This is a genomic window from Kosakonia sp. MUSA4 (genome assembly GCF_013085925.1).
Lineage (GTDB): Bacteria > Pseudomonadota > Gammaproteobacteria > Enterobacterales > Enterobacteriaceae > Kosakonia > Kosakonia sacchari_B.
The window spans coordinates 2,390,060-2,409,645 of record NZ_CP025697.1 but is presented as its reverse complement, the minus strand read 5'-3'; the positions used below and the strand labels follow the sequence as shown (position 1 = coordinate 2,409,645).

The 19,586-nt window shown below is 57.5% G+C and carries 15 protein-coding genes; 5 read left to right on the top strand and 10 right to left on the bottom strand.

Annotated features, from left to right (window positions below; all coding sequences use genetic code 11):
• The first annotated feature begins 80 nt into the window (after positions 1 to 80).
• Complete coding sequence (gene tehA / locus C0557_RS11495; RefSeq protein WP_208658529.1) at positions 81 to 1,034, top strand: dicarboxylate transporter/tellurite-resistance protein TehA; 954 nt, start codon at positions 81 to 83, stop codon at positions 1,032 to 1,034.
• A 42-nt stretch (positions 1,035 to 1,076) separates the two neighbouring features.
• Here the strand turns inward: tehA and glgX are convergent, their stop codons facing one another.
• The 7 genes from glgX to bla all read right to left on the bottom strand — a co-directional run bounded on the left by glgX (position 1,077) and on the right by bla (position 13,206).
• Positions 1,077 to 3,143, bottom strand: coding sequence for a glycogen debranching protein GlgX (glgX, locus tag C0557_RS11490; protein WP_208658528.1), 2,067 nt, complete (start codon positions 3,141 to 3,143; stop codon positions 1,077 to 1,079).
• A 54-nt stretch (positions 3,144 to 3,197) separates the two neighbouring features.
• The gene (treY, locus tag C0557_RS11485; protein ID WP_208658527.1) at positions 3,198 to 5,708 is read right to left on the bottom strand and encodes a malto-oligosyltrehalose synthase; all 2,511 of its coding nucleotides are present in this window, start codon (positions 5,706 to 5,708) and stop codon (positions 3,198 to 3,200) included.
• Positions 5,705 to 7,486: a malto-oligosyltrehalose trehalohydrolase gene (gene treZ, locus C0557_RS11480; RefSeq protein WP_208658526.1), complete on the bottom strand. Its 1,782-nt coding sequence runs from the start codon at positions 7,484 to 7,486 to the stop codon at positions 5,705 to 5,707. The genes treY and treZ overlap by 4 nt, the downstream gene beginning before the upstream one ends.
• Positions 7,487 to 7,604: 118 nt before the next feature.
• Positions 7,605 to 8,237, bottom strand: a complete 633-nt coding sequence (fdnI, locus tag C0557_RS11475; RefSeq protein ID WP_208662909.1) for a formate dehydrogenase-N subunit gamma — start codon at positions 8,235 to 8,237, stop codon at positions 7,605 to 7,607.
• The gene (gene fdxH, locus C0557_RS11470; protein ID WP_208658525.1) at positions 8,230 to 9,111 is read right to left on the bottom strand and encodes a formate dehydrogenase subunit beta; all 882 of its coding nucleotides are present in this window, start codon (positions 9,109 to 9,111) and stop codon (positions 8,230 to 8,232) included. Before fdxH ends, fdnI begins: the two co-directional genes overlap by 8 nt.
• Before the next feature lie 12 nt (positions 9,112 to 9,123).
• Positions 9,124 to 12,174: a formate dehydrogenase-N subunit alpha gene (gene fdnG, locus C0557_RS11465; protein ID WP_208658524.1), complete on the bottom strand. Its 3,051-nt coding sequence runs from the start codon at positions 12,172 to 12,174 to the stop codon at positions 9,124 to 9,126.
• Between the two features lie 162 nt (positions 12,175 to 12,336).
• A complete protein-coding gene (gene bla, locus C0557_RS11460; RefSeq protein ID WP_208658523.1) occupies positions 12,337 to 13,206 on the bottom strand; it encodes a class A beta-lactamase in 870 nt (289 codons plus the stop codon).
• Positions 13,207 to 13,250: 44 nt separating this feature from the next.
• Here bla and C0557_RS11455 point away from each other — a divergent pair, with 44 nt between their 5' ends.
• The gene (locus C0557_RS11455; protein ID WP_208658522.1) at positions 13,251 to 14,195 is read left to right on the top strand and encodes a zinc-dependent alcohol dehydrogenase family protein; all 945 of its coding nucleotides are present in this window, start codon (positions 13,251 to 13,253) and stop codon (positions 14,193 to 14,195) included.
• A gap of 1 nt (position 14,196) precedes the next feature.
• On the opposite strand, the gene C0557_RS11450 is transcribed toward C0557_RS11455, so the two are convergent.
• A complete protein-coding gene (locus tag C0557_RS11450; protein WP_208658521.1) occupies positions 14,197 to 15,021 on the bottom strand; it encodes an SDR family oxidoreductase in 825 nt (274 codons plus the stop codon).
• A gap of 97 nt (positions 15,022 to 15,118) precedes the next feature.
• Between C0557_RS11450 and C0557_RS11445 the strand changes: the two genes are divergently transcribed.
• Positions 15,119 to 16,009, top strand: a complete 891-nt coding sequence (locus C0557_RS11445) for a LysR family transcriptional regulator (RefSeq protein ID WP_208658520.1) — start codon at positions 15,119 to 15,121, stop codon at positions 16,007 to 16,009.
• Positions 16,010 to 16,022: 13 nt separating this feature from the next.
• Here C0557_RS11445 and C0557_RS11440 read toward each other — a convergent pair whose 3' ends face one another.
• Positions 16,023 to 16,559: a hypothetical protein gene (locus C0557_RS11440; RefSeq protein WP_208658519.1), complete on the bottom strand. Its 537-nt coding sequence runs from the start codon at positions 16,557 to 16,559 to the stop codon at positions 16,023 to 16,025.
• Between the two features lie 276 nt (positions 16,560 to 16,835).
• On the opposite strand from C0557_RS11440, the gene C0557_RS11435 reads away from it, so the two are divergent.
• Together C0557_RS11435 and C0557_RS11430 are read left to right on the top strand one after the other, a co-directional pair.
• Complete coding sequence (locus tag C0557_RS11435) at positions 16,836 to 17,564, top strand: metallophosphoesterase (RefSeq protein ID WP_208658518.1); 729 nt, start codon at positions 16,836 to 16,838, stop codon at positions 17,562 to 17,564.
• 500 nt (positions 17,565 to 18,064) lie between these two features.
• Positions 18,065 to 19,006 (top strand): 3-oxoacyl-ACP synthase III family protein, encoded by a 942-nt coding sequence (locus C0557_RS11430; protein ID WP_217273287.1) that lies wholly within the window; start codon positions 18,065 to 18,067, stop codon positions 19,004 to 19,006.
• A gap of 59 nt (positions 19,007 to 19,065) precedes the next feature.
• On the opposite strand, the gene C0557_RS11425 is transcribed toward C0557_RS11430, so the two are convergent.
• Entirely contained in the window at positions 19,066 to 19,563 is a 498-nt protein-coding gene (locus C0557_RS11425) for a cupin domain-containing protein (RefSeq protein ID WP_208658516.1), read from the bottom strand.
• Positions 19,564 to 19,586 lie beyond the last annotated feature (23 nt).

Here is a 19,586-nt window from a genome sequence, read left to right as displayed (position 1 = left end):
GTAAATAAAGAAAACATGCATCTCAAATATCATATACAATATCCCGCAATTTATTCCGTGGTATTTTCAGGAGTCTGGTGATGAAAAATTCACACCTCAACCTTCCCGCCGGTTACTTTGGCATTGTGCTCGGTATTATCGGGCTGGGCTTTTCCTGGCGCTTTGCCGCCACGTTCTGGCCGGTCACGCTGTGGCCTGCGGATACGCTGATTATTCTGGCCATTGTTATCTGGCTGCTGCTGACGCTGGCGTTTTTCACCCGCCTGTTGCGCCACACCGGCACGCTGCTCGAAGAGATTACCCATCCACTAAAAAGCAGTTTTGTCAGCCTGCTGCCCGCCACCTCCATGCTGGTGGCGATCGGTCTGACGCCCTGGTGCTACCCGCTGGCACTGGCGCTTTTTCTGCCCGCCGTCACCTGCCAGCTCATCTACGCCGCCTGGCAGACTGCCGGATTATGGCGCGGCACTCATCCGAAAGAAGCCACCACGCCGGGGCTTTATCTGCCGACCGTCGCCAATAACTTTATCAGCGCCATGGCCTGCGGCGCGCTGGGTTTTGACGATGTCGGGATGCTGTTTCTCGGTGCCGGGATCTTCTCCTGGCTGAGCCTTGAACCGGCGATCCTCAGCCGCCTGCGCAACCTCGATGAGATGTCCCCTGCGGTGCGTACGTCGCTCGGCATTCAGATGGCGCCCGCGTTTGTCGCCTGTAGCGCATGGCTCAGCGTCAACGGCGGCCAGGTTGATGTATTCGCGAAACTGCTGTTTGGTTACGGGCTGCTGCAAATGCTGTTTATGATCCGCCTGATCCCGTGGTACAGCGCCCAGCCGTTTAACCCCTCGTTCTGGAGTTTCTCCTTCGGCGTGGCGTCGCTCGCCACCACCTCCATCCGGCTGGGGCATGCCGCGCCTGGCGGCGCACTCTACTGGATGTCATTCCCGCTGTTTATTGCCGCCAATCTGGTGATTGGCCTGCTGATGGTCAAAACGTTTTCCCTGCTGCTGCAAGGAAAACTGCTCGTTCGAAGCTAAACCGTTGGGCGTCAGCCGGTTAAGCCGCTGACGCCCTGAGGTTTAAGGCCGCCGGAACAGCACAATGCTGCGGCCATCGAGTTCAAAATCCTTCTCACGTGTGATCACCACGCCGGGTTTGACCTTCTCAGAGGTTGACAACTCCAGCACCCAGCCGCCTTCGCCAAACTGTGGAATACGAAACGGCACCGTTCCTTCGAACGGGTTGAACAGCATCAGCACGTCGTGCCAGATCCCTTCCTGACCCTGCAAATCGGCGCGTCCTATATGCACGCCCAGCGTTGTTCCCTCTTCCCACTGCTCCGGTTTCTGGAAACCGCCACCGGCATTAAACCAGGCGATCTCCATCCCGTCGCGCCAGTTTTCCCGCCGCAGCAGCGGCTGTGACGCGCGCAGCGCAATCAGTTGGCGGGTAAATTCACGCAGCGCCTCACCCTCGCCCTGAATCTCATCCCAGTGGATCCAGGAAATTTCGCTATCCTGGCAATAGCCATTGTTATTGCCCTGCTGGGTACGGCCAAACTCATCGCCCGCGAGGATCATTGGCGTGCCGTGCGAGAACAGCAACGTGGTGAGGAAGTTCCGCTGCTGGCGGGCGCGCACCGCGAGAATGCCTTCATCGTCCGTTGGCCCTTCCGCGCCATAATTGTATGACCGGTTGTCGTTATGCCCGTCGTTATTGTCTTCGCCATTGGCCTCATTGTGTTTGTCGTTATACGACACCAAATCGCGCAGCGTGAAGCCATCATGCGCCGTAATAAAGTTGACGCTTGCCCATGGGCGACGACCGCGCTGATCGTACAAATCGCCGGAGCCGAGCAGACGCGCGGCGAAATCCGTCGAGACATTATCGCCCTTCCAGTATTCGCGCAGCGTATCGCGGTATTTGTCGTTCCACTCAGCCCATCCCGGCGGGAAACCGCCGACCTGATAACCGCCAGGACCGATATCCCACGGCTCGCCGATCAGTTTCAGCTTCGACAATACCGGGTCTTGCGTCATGGCATCGAAAAATCCGCCGCGCTGATCGAACCCTTCCGGTTCGCGACCGAGAATAGTGCCAAGATCGAAACGAAAACCGTCGATATGCATCGATTCCGCCCAGTAACGCAGGGAATCCATCACCATCTGCAACACGCGCGGGTGCGAGGTATTTACCGTATTGCCGGTACCGGTATCGTTGATGTAGTAACGGTGTTGATCGGGCAACGTGCGGTAGTAAGAGAAGTTATCAATACCTTTGAAAGAGAGCGTCGGGCCAAGCTCGTTGCCTTCCGCCGTATGGTTATAAACCACATCAAGGATCACTTCGATCCCGGCGTCGTGAAACGCCCGCACCATTTCACGAAAACCCTGAATACCGCGCGGGCCGTAGTAGCGCGAGGCTGGCGCAAAGAAGCCGAGCGTGTTGTAGCCCCAGAAATTGCGCAGCCCTTTATCCAGCAAATGTTGATCGTCCGGGAACCAGTGCACCGGCAACAGTTCAACGCTGGTAATGCCAAGGCTGCGGATATAGTCAACCGTCGCCTTGTGCCCCATGCCTTCAAAGGTGCCGCGCAGTTCCGCAGGCAGCGCCGGGTTAAGCTGGGTAAAGCCTTTGACATGGGTTTCGTAGATCACCGTACGCGGCCAGGCAATATTCGGGCGGTTCTGATCCTGCCAGTCAAATTCCTGCGTATCGACAACCCGGCATTTTGGCGTAAAGGGCGCGCTGTCCTGTTCGTCAAAGGTCAGGTCTTTATCTTCATGGTTGAGATCATAGGCAAAGTGCGCCGCATTCCATTCGATATCGCCAGCAAGCTCTCGCGCGTAAGGATCAATCAGCAGTTTATTCGGGTTAAAACGGTGGCCATTTTCCGGATCGAACGGGCCATATACGCGATAACCATACAGCGCGCCGGGTTGCAGACCGGGCACATAGCCGTGCCAGATCTCATGCGTGTTTTCCGGTAGCGTCAGCCGGGCGATCTCCGTCTTGCCAGAGGCATCATACAAACAGAGTTCTACGCGTTCGGCGTGCGCCGAAAAAAGCGCGAAGTTCACTCCCTCGCCATCGAAATTTGCTCCCAGTTGCTGGCCGTGCCCTGCCGTAATGTAAAAATCAGACATGGTTCCCTCTCTGTTTTAACAGTGTTACCTGATATCACAATGCTGAATACCGCTTTACGCACTCACCAGCGCCGCGAAGGTGTAGCCGCCAATAGAACGCAGATGGACGCTGTCGCTCAGGGCAAACTCTTCTCCGCTGAGAAGATCGCGCCAGCGACGGTTCGCCAGCCCCGCAGGCAGCGACACCACTGCACCGGCCAGGCTGCCATCCAGCGCGCCGAACAGCAGACGCGGCGCCAGCACAATTAACGCCGCGTCGTTATCCTGGCGGGCAAAAGCAATGATGTTGTCCGCCTGCGGGCCGGAAGTGGTCAGCGGCAGATAGTCGCCGCGCTGAAAAAGCCGGGGTTTCTGCTGGCGCAACTGCAACAGCCGGGCGATAAAAAACTGTTTCAGTTGCCCACTGTTCCAGCTCGCCTGCGAATGCGGATCGGCTTGCTCTTCATCGCTCAGCAGCCGTTCCAGCTCCGCATAGTCCGGCTCCAGTCGGTTATCCGGGTCGACCAGGCTGAAGTTCAGCGCTTCGCTGCCCTGGTAGATATCCGGCACGCCCGGCGCGGCCAGTTTAATTAAGGTCTGTGTCAGGCTGTTGACCAGCCCGGCGCGAATAAACGGTTGTAAGGCGGCGGTGAAATCCTGCAAAAACGCCTGATTCTCCGGGGAAAGCAGATGGCGGGCATAATCGAGTACTGCGTTTTCGTAGGCGTCGTTGGTTTCGATCCAGTCGGTGCGCTGCTTCGCTTCGCGCAGCGCCTTTTCCAGAAACTCAATAAACCGCGACTCCAGCGCCTGTAACCCTTGCGCGTCATCCGCCTGTAATGTGGCAGGCCAGACGCCCGCCAGCGCCTGATAGATCATCCAGGCCACTGCCGGTCTTGGTGCCGGGCCATCGTCGAGCAGCACCACTTTTTCGCGGTTGAGATGCCGCCAGCGCGTCACGCAATCCGCCCACTGCTGCGGCGCTTCGGTCAGCGTATAGAGCCGGGCGCGAGCATCTTCTCCACGTTTGGTATCGTGCGTGGAGGTCGCCGACAGCGCATCCGGCTGCTGTTCAAGCCGCGTCTGCATCTCGCGGTGAAAACGCTGTAATGAGAAGGTGCGCGGCAACGGCTCTGCCCCCACTTCATTGAGCGCCAGATCCATGTTCTGGCGAAAGAACAGCGTATCCTCCACCGCTTTCGCCATCAGCGGCCCGGTCAGTTGCTGGAAACGGGTACGAAAATGCGCCGCCTGGTGCAGCATGCTTTTTGCCACATCGCCCTGCAGGATGCGGATGATAAAATCCAGCGCAGCCGGGTCCGGCGCATGTTCGCTCCCCCTGACCCAGGCGACCACTTTCGCCAGCCGCTCAGCGTCGGTTGGCGTCAAACCTTGCGCGGTGCCATAGGTGCGATAAACCGGAAAGGCAATCAGTAATTCCCGCAGCGCCTGGCGCACCGCTTTGGCCTGCGGCACCGGAATTTCAGCGTGACCAATCTCTACCGCCAGCCGCACCAGCGTGTTGAACTCCCCGGCAAAATTGCGATCGACCATTAGCCGCTTTGCGGCCCGTAACTCCGCAGGCATATCGACAGCTCTGCCCGTCACCTGGTGCCAGGCTTTACGCAGGGAGTCGAGCTGCTCATCGTCCACCAGCACATCCGACAGCGCGGCGATAAACTCATAGCCGGTGGTGCCGGAAACCGGCCAGTCGGCGGGCAGTTGCTCCCCTTTACCGAGAATTTTTTCCACCGTGATATAGCACTGCGGCCCGGTCTTCTGGCGCAAACGGCGCAGATATCCCAGTGGATCGGCCAGCCCGTCAACGTGATCGACGCGCAGACCGTCAACGACGCCGCTGTTCACCAGTTCGAGAATCAGGCGATGGCTGTCGTCAAATACCGCTTCATCTTCAACCCGCACGCCAACCAGCCCGGTTATCTCAAAAAAGCGCCGGTACGACAGATCGCTTGCCGCCGTGCGCCAGCAGGTTAAGCGCCACGGCTGAAGCTCATGCAGCGCAATCAGATCGCGGCTCTCGCGCAGCGCCAGCACTTCGGTTTCGCGCCCCTGCCAGCTTTCCGCCACCAGCGGGTAAATATTGTCGAAATAGACAAAAACGGGATGGCCGGTTTGCGGATCGGCCTGAACGCTCAGTTCGCCCTTTTCCACCACCGTGGCGAAATCGTCGCCGAGGAAAGGCAGCGTCAGCGGTCGCGACCAGTCAATATCGAAATGGCGCGCGTACGGGCTGTTCTGCCCCTGCGCGATGACATCGCGCCACCACGGGTTTTCCAGCGAGGCGGCCATATGATTGGGCACGATATCGAGAATTAACCCCATCCCGGCGCCCTTCAGCGCCGCCGCCATGCGCATAAACGCATCGCGACCGCCCAGCGCCGGATCGATCTCATTGGCGTCCGTCACGTCGTAACCGTGCGTCGAACCGCGGGTGGCGGTAAAAATCGGCGAAGCGTAAAGATGGCTGATCCCCAGCCGTTTGAGATAAGGAATGCGGGCAATCGCCCGATCAAAGGTCATGCCATTACGAAACTGAATCCGGTACGTTGCAGTGGGCGTGCTCATGCTTCTCTCCCTGCAAGACGAACGATAATGGCATTGGGCGCCAATTCAGGTTGCGCCTGCGGCAAGGCAAACAGCGTGTTGCCGGGCATCGCTGGCAGCGGCTGCGGCGTGTCGCCCAGATTCAGCGCCAGCGAGAGCGTCCCCTGCGGGAAGCGCCAGCAGACGGCAAGAAAACCGGGCGCGGTAGCCAGCACCTCGCCCTGATGGCCGCCCGCCTTCGCCAGCAGCGGCACAATATGTTGCTGACGCAGCGCCAGCAGTTGCTTTGTCAGCGCCAGCCACGCTTTGCCCTCTGCGCTGAGCGGTGTTTGCCAGTTCAGCTTCGAGCGTGCAAACGTGGCCGGGTCATTTGGATCGGGCACCGTTTCGCCGTGCCCGGCATGGCCCGCGAACTCCTTCGCCCGGCCTTCGCGCACGGCCTGCGCCAGATCGCCGTGGAAATCGGTAAAAAAGAGAAACGGCTGCGTTTCGCCATACTCTTCGCCCATAAACAGCAGCGGAATATGCGGCGACAGCAGCAGCATCGCCAGCAGCGCGCGGGTGCGATCCGCCCCCGCCAGGCTCAGCAGCCTTTCGCCCTGCGCCCGGTTGCCGACCTGATCGTGGTTCTGAATAAAATCGACAAACGCCGTAGGCGGCTGCCCGCGGCTGTCAACGCCGCGCGGCTCACCGCTCTGCGGTGAGACTTCGCCCTGATAAGCGAACCCTTCCGTCAGCGCCCGCGCCAACAGTTGTTCGGGGCGATCGGCAAAATCCTGATAGTAAGCGTGCGTTTCGCCGGTGGCTAATACATGGGCAACGTTATGCACATCGTCGTTCCACTCGCCGCTAAACAGCGGAACCTCGCCTGCGCTGCCGCGCGGATGCAGGGCAATAATGTTGCGGCAATCTTCGGTGGTGAGATGCACGGCGCGATCCGGGATCGCTGCGCGAACACGTTCGGCGATCTCCACCAGCAGATGCTGCTCTGCGCGGTCCTCGATTTGATCAATGGCATCAAACCGCAGGCCATCGAGGTGAAACTCTGTCAGCCAGTAAAGCGGCGCTTCTGCGATATAGCGCCGTACGGCGTCCACTTCATAGGCAATGCCCGCGCCCCACGGCGTTTCGCGTTCCGGGTGGAAAAAATCCGGCGACAGCAGCGGCAGATAGTTGCCTTCCGGGCCGAAGTGGTTGAGCACAATATCGAGCACCACCGCAAGGCCGTAACCGTGCGCAGCATCGACAAACGCTTTGAAATCATCCGGCGAACCGTAGGCCGCATGCGGCGCGTAGAGCAAGACGCCGTCATAACCCCAGCCGCGATCGCCACCAAACTGCGCAACCGGCATCACTTCAATCACCGTAATGCCCAGTTCCGCCAGATACGGCAGTTTTTCGATGGCCGCCTGAAAAGTGCCCTGCGGGGTAAAGGTGCCGATATGCAGTTCGTAGTAAACCGCCTCTTCCCAGCGGCGGCCCTGCCAGTGCGCATGTTGCCAGCGGTAGCGGGCGGGATCGACAACCAGCGACGGGCCATTAACATCCCGCTGTTGCGCGCGCGAGGCGGGATCGGGGATGGTTCTGCCGTCTTCCAGCACATATTGATAAGGTGTTCCGGGCGTAAGACCGGGAACTGTGGTTTCAAACCAGCCTTTGCCGACCGGTTGCATCGCGATATCGTTAGCAGGAAGCCGCAGGGTGATACTCTGCTGGCCTGTTGCCCACAAACGGAAGCGCACCGTGCCTTCGCCGATGTCGTCGGCACCCCAGCTTTTCGCAAAAGATTTCGACTCCATGCCTTCTCCTCTCCACGATGTCACGAGAAACAATCATAGACGATATTCGGAAAAGCCAGCGGAGCGGCGGTCAGAGAGAGTGCGGCCGGAGAACAGATTGCCCTCCGGCCAGGCGGGATTACGGCTGCTGTTTCTTCTCAGCGGCCTCCACTTCGCGATACCAGCGCGGATGATGTTTCTTCGCCCAGCGACGGCTCACTTTGCCTTCAATCATGCCGGTAATCGACCCTTTCACCCAGAACGCCATATAAATATGCACCAGGATGGCAAGGATCAGCACCACGGCCGAGGTGGCGTGGATCAGCAAACACCAGCGGATCAGCGGGATCGGAAAATAGTGGGCAAACCACGGCCGCCAGATAACGATGCCGGTCGCCAGCAGGAGCGAAATCATGCTCATGATGGTCCAGAACATCATCTTCTGCCCGGCGTTGTATTTGCCGACATCCGCCACTTTATGCTCGTTGCCTTTCAGTACCTCAACGATCCCTTTGATCCACGGCAGATCCTGTTTATCGGGAATGTTGTGATGCACAAAACGCACAAACATCACCATCAGCATCAGGAAGATAAACACGCCAAAAAACGGATGCAGAATGCGCCCCATCTGCGGCGTGCCGAAGGTTTGCGTCAGCCATTGCAGCGACGGAAAGAACAGCGCAACGCCGGAAACCGCCACGAAGAAAAAGCAGATAACCACCGTCCAGTGACACGCGCGATCGATAAATTTGGTGCGCAGGATCTTACTCATCATCGTTCTCCTCGTCGTCCGTCTCTTTGTTCGGCCCAATGCCAATGTAATGGAACAGCAGACCGGCAAAGGTGGCGATAAATCCGGCGGCGGAGAGCGGCTTGAGGATGCCCTTCCATAAATTGACCGGCACATCGATCTTCGGTTCGTTGGGCAAATGGTGATACAGCTCCGGCTGGTCGGCATGGTGCAGCACATACATCACGTGCGTACCGCCAACGCCCTGCGGATTGTAGACGCCCGCCTGCGGGTAGCCGCGTTTTTGCAGTTGCGCCACGCGCGCCTCGCCCAGCTCCAGCATTTCGGCTTTGGTGCCAAAGTGAATCGCCCCGGTCGGACAGGTTTTCACGCAGGCAGGCTCCTGGCCGACGCTGACGCGATCGACGCAGAGCGTACATTTATAAACCCGGTTATCCTGCGGATTAAGGCGCGGCACATTGAACGGACAACCGGCAATGCAGTAACCGCAGCCGATACAGTGCTCAGACTGAAAATCGACGATACCGTTAGCGTACTGAATAATCGCCCCTGCCGACGGGCAGGCTTTCAGGCAGCCTGGTTCGGCGCAGTGCATGCAGCCATCCTTGCGGATCAGCCACTCCAGTTTGCCGTTCTGCGTGGTTTCGCTGAACCGCATCACCGTCCAGGATTTCGCGCTTAAATCAAGCGGGTTGTCGTAAACCCCGGCGCAGTAACCCACGTCGTCGCGAATATCGTTCCACTCCGAGCAGGCCACCTGGCAGCCTTTGCAGCCGATACAGGTGGAGACGTCGATCAGTTTTGCCACTTCCGCGCGGAAATCCCGCGCCTGCGGCGGTGGTGTAAAGCCGTTAGTGGCTGAACGTTTGATAATGTCTTGTGATTGCATGGACATCGCTTCGCTTCCTTACGCCTTCTCAATGTTCACTAAAAACGCCTTGTATTCCGGCGTTTGCGAGTTGGCATCGCCGACCGACGGCGTCAGCGTATTGGCGAGAAAGCCTTTGCGCGTTGCCCCTTCAAAACCCCAGTGACATGGAATGCCCACGGTATTGATGCGCTTGCCGTCGATGGTCAGCGTCTGCAAGCGTTTGGTGACCACCGCTTTGGCTTTGATGTAGCCGCGTCGGGAACTGACTTTCACCACATCGCCAGCCACAATCCCCTTCTCCTGCGCCAGCGCTTCGCCGATCTCAATAAACTGATCCGGCTGGGCAATAGCGTTCAGCCGCGCATGTTTTGTCCAGTGACGGAACAGCTCGGTGATCGAATATGTCGTGGCGACATACGGGAAGGCATCGGCTTTGCCCATATTGGCTTTATCGGCTTCAAAGATGCGTACCACCGGGCTGGAGACCACCGCCGGGTGCAGCGGGTTGGTGCCAATTGGCGACTCAATCGGCTCGTAGTGTTCCGGGAACGGGCCGTCGTTCATCTTATCGAGCGAGAAGAGACGCCCGACGCCTTCCGGGTTCATGATAAAGGGCCCGACATTGCTGTCCGGCGCGGCCTGGCTGTAGTCGGCCACGTCCATTCCCGCCCAGCGCTGGCCGTCCCAGTGCAGCAGCGCGCGTTTCGCATCCCACGGTTTCCCGGACGGATCGGCGGAAGCGCGGTTATAGAGAATTCGGCGGTTGGCAGGCCATGACCACGCCCAGCCTGGTGTACAACCCAGCCCGTACGGATCGCTGTTATCGCGGTTCGCCATCTGGTTGCCTTTCTGCGTCCAGCTACCACAGTAGACCCAGCAGTAGCTGCTGGTGGAGCCGTCCGCGCGTAACTGGGCAAAGCTGCTTAACTGTTCCCCTTTTTTGGCGATCAACACGCCGTTGTCGTCGTACAGATCGCGCAGCGCTTTGCCGTTGGCTTCACGGGCAATCTCTTCCGGTTGCGGATCGTACGGGTCGGCATAATCCCAGCTGACATTCAGCAGCGGCGCGGGGTTGGCACCGCCCTCCTGCTGGTACAACTCGCGCAGGCGCATAAACAGCCGTCCAAGAATTTTGGCATCGTGCAGCGCTTCACCTGGCGGCTCGGCTGCGGCCCAGTGCCACTGCAACCAGCGGCCGGAGTTGGCAATCGAACCATCTTCTTCGGCAAAGCAGGAGGATGGCAGGCGGAACACTTCGGTCTGAATATCAGCCGGGTTAACGTCGTTCATCTCGCCGTGGTTCTGCCAGAAGGTGGAGGATTCAGTCGCCAGCGGATCGATAACCACCATGTATTTCAGTTTTGCCAGCGCGCGGGAGGATTTGTTTTTATCCGGGAAGGCGGCCAGCGGGTTGAACCCCTGCACAATGTAGCCATTGATTTTGCCTTCCTGCATCATCTCGGCCTGAGTCATCACATCGTACAGACGGTCCCATTTCGGCAGCCAGTCGTAGCCCCAGTTGTTCTCCGCCGTGGCATGCTCGCCCCAGAAACTTTTCATCATGCTGACGAAAAACTTCGGTGTGTTCTGCCAGTAGTTGACTTCATTCACACCCAGCGACGGCGGCGTGATTTGCGAAATATAGGTCTGGTAATCCGGCTGTTTTTCCGACGGCAGCGGCATATATCCCGGCAGATTAGTCGACAGCAGGCCAAGATCGGTATAGCCCTGAATGTTGGAGTGACCGCGCAAAGCATTCACCCCGCCGCCCGCCATACCGATATTGCCGAGCAGCAGTTGCAGCATCGCGGCGGCGCGAATAATCTGCGCCCCGGCGGAATGGTGCGTCCAGCCCAGCGCATAGAGAATGGTAGCCGTGCGATCCGGTTTACTGGTGCTGGCCAGCACGCCGCAGATATGGGTGAAATCCTCCACCGTGGTGCCGCACAGACGGCTGACCATTTCCGGCGTGTAACGAGCAACGTGGGCTTTCAGCAGATTCCACACGCAGCGCGGGTGGCTGAAGGTATCATCACGCAGCGCATTGCCCTGGGCATCGAGCTGATAGAACCAGCTTGCTTTGTCGTACTGACGTTTGCTGGCGTCATAGCCGCTGAACAGACCGTCGTTAAAGGCGTAATCCTCACGAATGATCAGCCCGGCGTTGGTGTAGTGGCGCACATACTCGTGCTGAACCTGGTCGTGTTCAAGCAAGTAGCGGATGACGCCAAGCAGAAACGCGGTATCGGAACCGGCGCGGATCGGCGCATAAAAGTCCGCCACTGCCGCGCTGCGGTTAAAGCGCGGATCGACCACCAAAACGGTGGCATCATTTTTGGTTTGCGCTTCCACCACCCATTTAAACCCGACCGGGTGCGCTTCGGCGGCATTCCCGCCCATGATCAGCACCACGTTGGCGTTTTTAATGTCCACCCAGTTGTTGGTCATCGCGCCGCGACCAAAAGTCGGTGCCAGCGCCGAGACGGTCGGGCCGTGGCACAGGCGTGCCTGGCAATCAATCGCCACCATCCCCAGCGAACGGGTGAATTTACCGTCCAGAATGCCGGTTTCATTGCTGGCCGCCGAAGAGCACAGCATGGCGGTGGTGGTCCAGCGATTGACCGTCAGCCCCTGCGCGTTTTTCTCAATAAAATTGGCGTCGCGATCTTTTTTCATTAATCGCGCAATACGATCGATGGCCTCGTCCCAGGAAATGCGCTGCCATTTATCTGATCCCGGCGCGCGATATTCCGGGTAACGTAGACGCGTTTCGCTGTGAATATAGTCCAGCACCCCCGCACCTTTTGGGCACAGTGAGCCACGGCTGACCGGGTGATCCGGATCGCCTTCAATATGATAAATACTCTCGTGAACGTTTTTCGCATTATCGCCGAGGCTGTACATCAGCATTCCACAACCGACTGAGCAGTAGGTGCAGTTATTTCGCGTCTCTTTTGCTTTTAAGAGTTTATATTGACGTGTTTCCGCATGAACGGAAAAAGATGATAAAAATCCGAGAGATGCGACAGTCGTGCCTGCCATACCGCCCGCGCAGATCCGAAAGAACTGCCTCCGGTTGAGCTCCATGTGTCCTCCAGCTTAAACTTAAGACATGAAAAGGGACGGAGATTATAAGGATATTCTCACTACATAACCATTATCCATTTATGGTTATTTTTGCGGTTTTTTCGGGGCACGTGGAAATTTAACTTAAAAAGGACAGCGGCTATTTATTCCGCTGTCGACGGATTATTTGATCGCGGAAAATATCGTTTTCCCGAGGCTGGCAATGGCCGCATTACTCTGTTTTAACGTCGCCTTCGTGTTCGTTATATAAATAACTACGATACGAGGAGAGTGATTTTCCGGCCACACCACACTGATAATTGAACGCGAACCAAAATCCCCGGCACCGGTTTTATCGGCAATAGCCCACCCGGCGGGCAACGTTGAACGCAATAACGTATCGGCGACCTTATCCTCTCGCATCCACTGGATTAGCTGCGCGCGTGAACCGGGCTTCAACGCCGTTCCCAGCGTCAGTTTTTGCAGCGTACGGCTGACGGCCAGCGGCGTGGTGGTATCCCGCACATCACCGGGAATTGCGCTATTCAGTTCGGGTTCAAAACGATCCACGCGCGTGACGCTGTCACCTAATGTTTGCAGATAATGGGTGATAGCCGCCGGGCCACCAAGCTTATGCGCCAGCAGATTGCCAGCGGTATTGTCGCTGTAGCTGACCGCCGCGCTGCACAGTTGCTGCCAGTTGATGCGCGCCGGGGCGACAAACTTCTCCGTCACCGGCGAGTACGCCACCAGCGCCGAACGCGGGAACTGCGTGGTGTCCGTCAGCGCCAGCTCGCCTTTATCCACCTGGCCGAGTAAGGCACCGCACAGCAGCGCTTTGTAGGTGCTGTTGAGCGGAAAACGCTCATCCCCACGGTAGCTCGCCGTTTTGCCGCTGGCGGTATCCATCACGGCCACGCCGATGCGCGCCCCAAGCTGCTGCTCCTGCAAACGTACAGCATCGGCCAGTTGGGCAGAGTCCATGGCAGCGGCATGCACCGACGGCAAACAAATCAACAGCAGAGAACAAATTGATTTCGGTGAGAAAAACATAGATATAATCCCTGACTATGCGAAGCGATACATTGAATGAAGAGATGAATAATACAGCATTACGCTACCGCGCGTTCGGAGAACCGTTAACCACGCTGTACGCCGAAACCGCCCCGCTGCAGCCCTGCGCGCCGGGCATGCTTCGCGTCAGAATGTTACTGGCACCGGTCAATGCCTCGGACTTAATCCCGATTACCGGCGCCTACAGCCATCGCATTACCCTGCCCGCGATTGCCGGATATGAAGGCGTCGGCGTGGTCTGCGAAACCACGCCAGAAACCGCGCATTTACTGGGCCAGCGCGTGCTGCCATTACGCGGCCAGGGCACCTGGCAGCAGTATGTTGACTGCCCGGCGGAGCTGGCCGTGCCGGTTCCCGAGGATATCGACGATGCCCTTGCCGCCCGCGCGTATATTAATCCGCTGGCCGCGCAGATGATGCTGACGCACTATCCGCCGCAAGGCCAGCATGTGATAGTGACCGCCGCCGGTTCCGAATGCGCAGGCTACCTCGCGCAGTGGGCCAGACAGAGCGGTGCGAAAAGCGTGACCGGAATTTATCGCTCCGCCGTGCATGCCAGCAGGCTGGCCGCGAGCGGCGTGATCCCACTGCCTGAAACGGACAGCGCCGCCATTCGCCAGGCGGCGGCGAAAGCGGGCGTCGTGTATGACGCCACCGGCGGCGAGCTGGCCGAGCAGTTATTGCAGGCGTTGCCGACCCGCGCGCAGTTTATCAGCTACGGCCTGCTCTCCGGGCAGCCGTTCGGCATCCAGCGCCGCCTGCCGGTGGTGCACTGGTTCCACATCCGCAACCATCTCGACTCGCTTTCCGCCAGCGCTTGGCAGCAAACGTTTAGCGACATCTGGACGCGGCTGCGCAAAAACCCGCCCGCTGACGTCACGCTGTTCCCGTTTGCCGACTGGCAGCAGGCCATCGCGTTTTACCGCCAGCCGGGCCGGGTAACGAAACCGCTTTTGTCGATGCGCTGATTCACGCGCGGTCTGCGGAGTACGCCAGCTCACGCTGGCCTTCAATTTCACGCAGCCGCGCGCCCAGCGTCGCCACTAAATGATCGTAAGCAATACTGCCAAGCGGCACCCGCAGCGGCGGGTTTTGCCTGTCAGCAACGGCGATAATCGCCTCGACCGTACGATCCGCATCACCGGTAATGGCAAAATCACCGCTGGCAATGCCGCGCCGCACATCACCTGCGGGCGTGGCATCATAAATCTCCATCGGCTGGGCATGATCGAGGCCGCCGCCAAAACCGGTCTGCGTCGGGCCGGGCTCGGCAATCACCACATCAATCGCAAAGGGTTTAACTTCCTGCGCCAGCGACTCAAGAAAACCTTCGATCCCCCATTTACTGGCGTGATAGAGGCTGAAATTGGGATAGGCCACCTGCCCGCCTTCTGATGAAACCTGCACAATTCGCCCGCCGCCCTGCGCCCGCAGCCACGGTAGCACCGCGCGCACCAGTTGAATTGAGCCGGTCAGATTGGTGGCGATTTGCCGTTCGATCTGCGCATCGCTGACCTCTTCCGCCGCGCCAAACAGCCCGTAACCGGCATTGCTCACCACCCGGTCAATTCTGCCGAGCGTGCTGAAGGCGCGGTCGATTTCCCCACGCATCGCCGTGGTATCTGTCATGTCAAAACGGCAGAGATGTAACTGCCCGCCATACTGCGCCTGAAGATCGCTCAGCGCATCAGCACGACGAACGCAGGCCGCAACGCGGTCGCCGCGCGCCAGTAATTTTTGCGTCATCGATAAACCCAGCCCGGAAGACGCGCCGGTAATCAGCCATGTCAACATAGTGACCTCCTGAAGTGAGTGGATCTGTAGCCTACACCGCCGCCGGTGCTAGAATAAGACTCACCAATCGACATGAAGTGGTGCAAAAAATTCAACAATGAAAAATGTCAGCCTTAGCGATCTGAAAGCGTTTCTCCTTGTGGCCCGTTTGCAGAGTTTTCAGCAGGCAGCGGGAGAACTGGGTGTTTCCCGCTCGGCGCTCAGCCACGCCATGCGCGCGCTGGAAACCCGGCTGGGCGTCCGGTTGTTGCACCGCACGACCCGCAGCGTGTCGCTTACCCAGCAAGGCGCGGCTTTTCTGCAACGGCTCGATCCGCTGCTGAATACGCTGGACGATGTGCTCGACAGCACCCGTTTCCAGCCGCAAGAGTTGCACGGTACGCTGCGCATCAACGCCAATGAAGGCGGCGCGCGCTGGCTGTTACAGCATGTGGTGGTGAATTTTTTACGCGCACATCCGCAGGTGGAGCTGGATCTGGTCACCGATGGACGTCTGGTGGATATCGTGGCTGCCGGTTTCGACGCCGGAGTCCGGCTGGCGGAAGCGGTGCCGCGCGACATGATTGCCGTGCCGTTTGGCGGCGATATCCGCTTTATCACCCTTGCGGCGCCCGGTTACCTTGAACAGGCAGGAACACCGCAAACGCCGGAAGATTTACTGCAACACCGTTGCATCGCGCAGCGTCTGCCGGGCGGCAAGCGCTATCGCTGGGAATTTATGCGCGACAATAAGCCGCTAACGCTGAATGTGCCCGGCACGCTGTGTCTGGATAACAGTGCGTTGATGGTGGAAGCGGTCGTGCTGGGGCTGGGCATCGCCTATGTACCGGAACCGTATGCCCGCCAGGCGCTCAACGACGGGCTGGCGGTGCAGGTTCTTGAAACGTGGTGCCCGCCGATTGCGGGATTGTGTCTTTACTACGCCAGCCACCGGCACGTTCCGGCGACGCTCAAGGCGTTTATTGCCGCAATACGTGCCGTGGCGTAACCGTTTTTTTGCATTAACCGAAAGAGTGACCGCCAATATTGAGTATTTTCACAATCTGCTCTTTTTCCTGAATCATAAAAAAAACACGGTTCTCGTCACTTAAGCGGATGCTGAAGAGCTGGATACTTTTTTTCTGTTTGACCTGTTTATAACAAAATTTACTGCCCATCAATTTAGCGGCATCTCGCGGGTGGTTTCCGGCACGAATAAGCCGTCGCCACATATAATAGTTTTTCATGTACAGCGGCTCAACGTGGATATGTTTGTTGAGCCGGTATTTGCTCCTTGGCTCCGTTTCATCAATTATCCATTTTTTACTTTCACTGACCGTGGCTAATTTACTTATATGCTTTCGGTAATGTTTAACAGAACCAGATAGTGAGGAGTGCCGCGAAGATGACGGCGCTGTATACGCAGAATGTGAAAAACTCCCTACTGATTCAGCATCGTTTTCATCGGCAGTAAAATACTCGTCTTCACTGGCGGTAAAGTACTCCGAATCTGAAATAATGCTCTCCAGATCGTCATTATTTAATTCAATCAAATACATGTAAACCTCGGTACATTCCATTGTTAAAAGCGTTGCAATAGAGATCTGCAACCATTAAGGATATTCTGAGCAAATACTAGCAATGGGGGGCAAAATCGGGCAAGGCGTTAATAATATTAAGACGCCGGAAGATGCGTTACCTCTCTTATTAAAATAAAAAAGATTGCTAAGCATCACTCTCCGGGACATCTGATACGCCTGTATTCGCAAATTTCGTGCGTTTTCCCGCGCCCGCCTGCCATACTTCGGGCTACACAGAATCATACCGGAGGAGAGATGCTGATTGCTCAGCTCAGTGATATTCACGCCGCGCCCGACAACGACAACCTCGCGCGGCTGCATAACGCCATTGACTGGCTGCTCGCCCTGCAACCTGATTTGCTGATAGTGAGCGGGGATTTAACCGACGATGGCTGGCACGAAGGCTATCTGGCGATTGCCGGGGAACTGCAACGGCTGGCTTGCCGCACGCACATTATTCCCGGCAATGCCGATGATAAAGCGGTAATGTGCGCCAGCCTGCCCGCCTTTGCCCATCATAGCGCCGCTGACGCAATGCACTTTTGCCAGCAGCTTGACGGTGTGGCGGTCATTGGCCTGGATGTGACCGTCGCGGGCGAAAGCCGGGGCGATATCCGCCCGCATCTGCCGTGGCTGAAAAGCGCGCTCGCCGCCAGCCCGCAACCGGCGCTGCTGTTTTTGCATCAGCACCTGTTCCCCAGCGGCATCGCGCCGCTTGATAGCGCGATGTGCGATGGCGCAGAGGAGCTGCGCCAGTTGCTTAACACCCTGCCGTTCCCGCCGCTGGCGCTGTGCAGCGGGCACGTTCACCGGCCGATGAGCGCTACCTTTGCCGGGATTCCGGCTTATATTTGCGGCTCCATCTGCCCGGCGAACCCGCTGATGCTGGATGCGCAACGCCTGCCGCCGGTGAGCGATCCGGCTGCACTGATGATCCATCAGATTCGCGATCGCCGGCTGGTAAGTCACTTTGTTAGCGTTTAGCTAACCGCCGTCTCAGCAAACAGACGGCGCTGCGGTTCAGGCCTGCCATCCCTGCAAATCGCCTGCCGGTGAGGAAAAGAAGGTTTCCGGGCTGATAGCGTTTTATGTTCGACTGCTTACGCTTTCCCGCCGCCGCACACATCTCTCAGTTTTCGTAGCGCTAAATATTACCGTTGCGAAAATACTGATGAGATAGCGTCATTATTTGCTAACGCATAGGCCTTTTTCATTCCTCCACTCACCGTGCCAATAATTTTTTTAGGAATTTTTCAGGAAATAAAATATTGCATTACCACTGGAATATTATAAAAAGAAAAACGCCACTGTACGGCTATTTTAATTACTGGCGGGATAAAGGAATAAATATCCTGTTCATCTTTACCCTATGGAGGAATAATTTAATGAGCAACCATCCCAAATATACCTGCTCACCCGGTCACACGCGTCTTATTAGTACCGGGGTTTATCTCCCGGAAGGCCGGATAAGTTCCCGGGAGCTGATGGAGCAACTCGATTCATCGCAGCGCTTCGGCCTGAATCGCAACTGGCTGGCGCGGTTGACCGGCGTGCGGGAGCGCTGCGTCGCCGCTGATCATCTGCAACCGTCCGATTTGGCCGTGCGAGCCGCGCGTGATGCGCTGACGCGTGCCGAAATCAAATTAGACGATATTGACGCGTTGATTTTTGCCGGTGTATTCCGCGATTTCCATGAACCGGCAACCGCACATATTGTGGCGCATAAACTGGGCGCAAATATTCCCACCGCGTTTGATGTCAGTAATGCCTGTCACAGTTTTGAAGATGCCCTGCATATTATGGATGCGCTCATTGCGGCGGGCCAGGTTAAATACGGATTAATTGTCACCGGAGAAACCAGCTATCGCATGCGCCATGAAGCGATAAACAGATTGCAACAAACCACGGACCGCGAACTTTTTATGGAGCTTTGCGCGGGGTTAAATGTCGGAGATTGCGGCGCGGCAATGATCGTCGGGGCGAAAAAAGATCCGCATGTCGGCTTTATGGGATTTATGAAAGAATCCCGCTCGCACTATTATCACTACAGCACCAGCGGCCCGGCCTGTTCCGATCATTTATTAAAGGTGTGGATGACGCCGCTGGTGGACGAAGCCATCAGCATGGGCGAAGCGATGTTTCCGGCGTTTATGGATAATCTCGGCTGGAGCCGCAGCGAGATTAAAGCCTGCGTTTCACACCAGGCCTCGACCTCGCAAATCCAGAGAATGGCCGGTTATATGGATGTGGACCCGGCCCTGTTTGTGGAAACCATCAGCACCATGGGCAACCTGATCAGCGGCAATGCAACCGTTGGGCTGCACTTACTGGCAGAGCGCCAGCAGCTTAAACCGGGTGACAAACTGGTTCTCGTCGGTGGCGGCAGCGGCATTGTTGGCAGCCATATGGGGCTAATCTGGGGATAAACGAATACGCGCAAGTGCCTTTCAATTGTGCGCCGGGGGCAAAACCTCCGGCGTTCACCTCACTTTTCCCCTTCCCAGTAATCGACGCCCTCGCCGCGAAAATCAACCCGGCGAAAATCTTCCTTGCCGTTGATGCGCGCTCTGGCGAGGAATTTATCGGCATCGGGGTATTCACAAATTTCCGGGCTTTCCATGGTGCTGATCGAGAGATAGCGCAACGGCTGTTCGGAAGTGTTAATAATCTGATGCGGCCATGTCTTTCCCGGTGGAATACAGATCACATCCCCCTCTTCAATCGCCCGTTCCTCATCGCCAATGCGTAGTGTTCCGCGCCCGTTCAGCACAATAAACATCTCCTCCTGCGCATGATGCAGATGAAACGGGCAGCCGCGTTTACCCGGCGGCAACGTATCGATTGACGCGCCGAGCTTGCTGGCGGCAGTGCCTTTGGTCAGCGAGCCGCCCAGCGATTCATACAGCGGCGGGCGAACAAAATGTTCCATCTCAATGGTATTAAAGTTGCGGATAACAAACGGTATGGCGGTATTCGCACTCATAAGCGGTTCCTGAAATAAGGTGA

Bases quoted from the DNA above. Each gene is read 5' to 3' on its own strand.
- tehA (WP_208658529.1), top strand. From the start codon at position 81: ATGAAAAATTCACACCTCAACCTTCCCGCCGGTTACTTTGGCATTGTG.
- C0557_RS11445 (WP_208658520.1), top strand. From the start codon at position 15,119: ATGAAAAATGTCAGCCTTAGCGATCTGAAAGCGTTTCTCCTTGTGGCC.
- C0557_RS11440 (WP_208658519.1), bottom strand. From the start codon at position 16,559: ATGTATTTGATTGAATTAAATAATGACGATCTGGAGAGCATTATTTCA.
- C0557_RS11450 (WP_208658521.1), bottom strand. From the start codon at position 15,021: ATGTTGACATGGCTGATTACCGGCGCGTCTTCCGGGCTGGGTTTATCG.
- fdnI (WP_208662909.1), bottom strand. From the start codon at position 8,237: ATGAGTAAGATCCTGCGCACCAAATTTATCGATCGCGCGTGTCACTGG.
- glgX (WP_208658528.1), bottom strand. From the start codon at position 3,143: ATGTCTGATTTTTACATTACGGCAGGGCACGGCCAGCAACTGGGAGCA.
- fdxH (WP_208658525.1), bottom strand. From the start codon at position 9,111: ATGTCCATGCAATCACAAGACATTATCAAACGTTCAGCCACTAACGGC.
- C0557_RS11430 (WP_217273287.1), top strand. From the start codon at position 18,065: ATGGAGCAACTCGATTCATCGCAGCGCTTCGGCCTGAATCGCAACTGG.
- treY (WP_208658527.1), bottom strand. From the start codon at position 5,708: ATGAGCACGCCCACTGCAACGTACCGGATTCAGTTTCGTAATGGCATG.
- C0557_RS11435 (WP_208658518.1), top strand. From the start codon at position 16,836: ATGCTGATTGCTCAGCTCAGTGATATTCACGCCGCGCCCGACAACGAC.
- bla (WP_208658523.1), bottom strand. From the start codon at position 13,206: ATGTTTTTCTCACCGAAATCAATTTGTTCTCTGCTGTTGATTTGTTTG.
- C0557_RS11455 (WP_208658522.1), top strand. From the start codon at position 13,251: ATGAATAATACAGCATTACGCTACCGCGCGTTCGGAGAACCGTTAACC.
- fdnG (WP_208658524.1), bottom strand. From the start codon at position 12,174: ATGGAGCTCAACCGGAGGCAGTTCTTTCGGATCTGCGCGGGCGGTATG.
- treZ (WP_208658526.1), bottom strand. From the start codon at position 7,486: ATGGAGTCGAAATCTTTTGCGAAAAGCTGGGGTGCCGACGACATCGGC.
- C0557_RS11425 (WP_208658516.1), bottom strand. From the start codon at position 19,563: ATGAGTGCGAATACCGCCATACCGTTTGTTATCCGCAACTTTAATACC.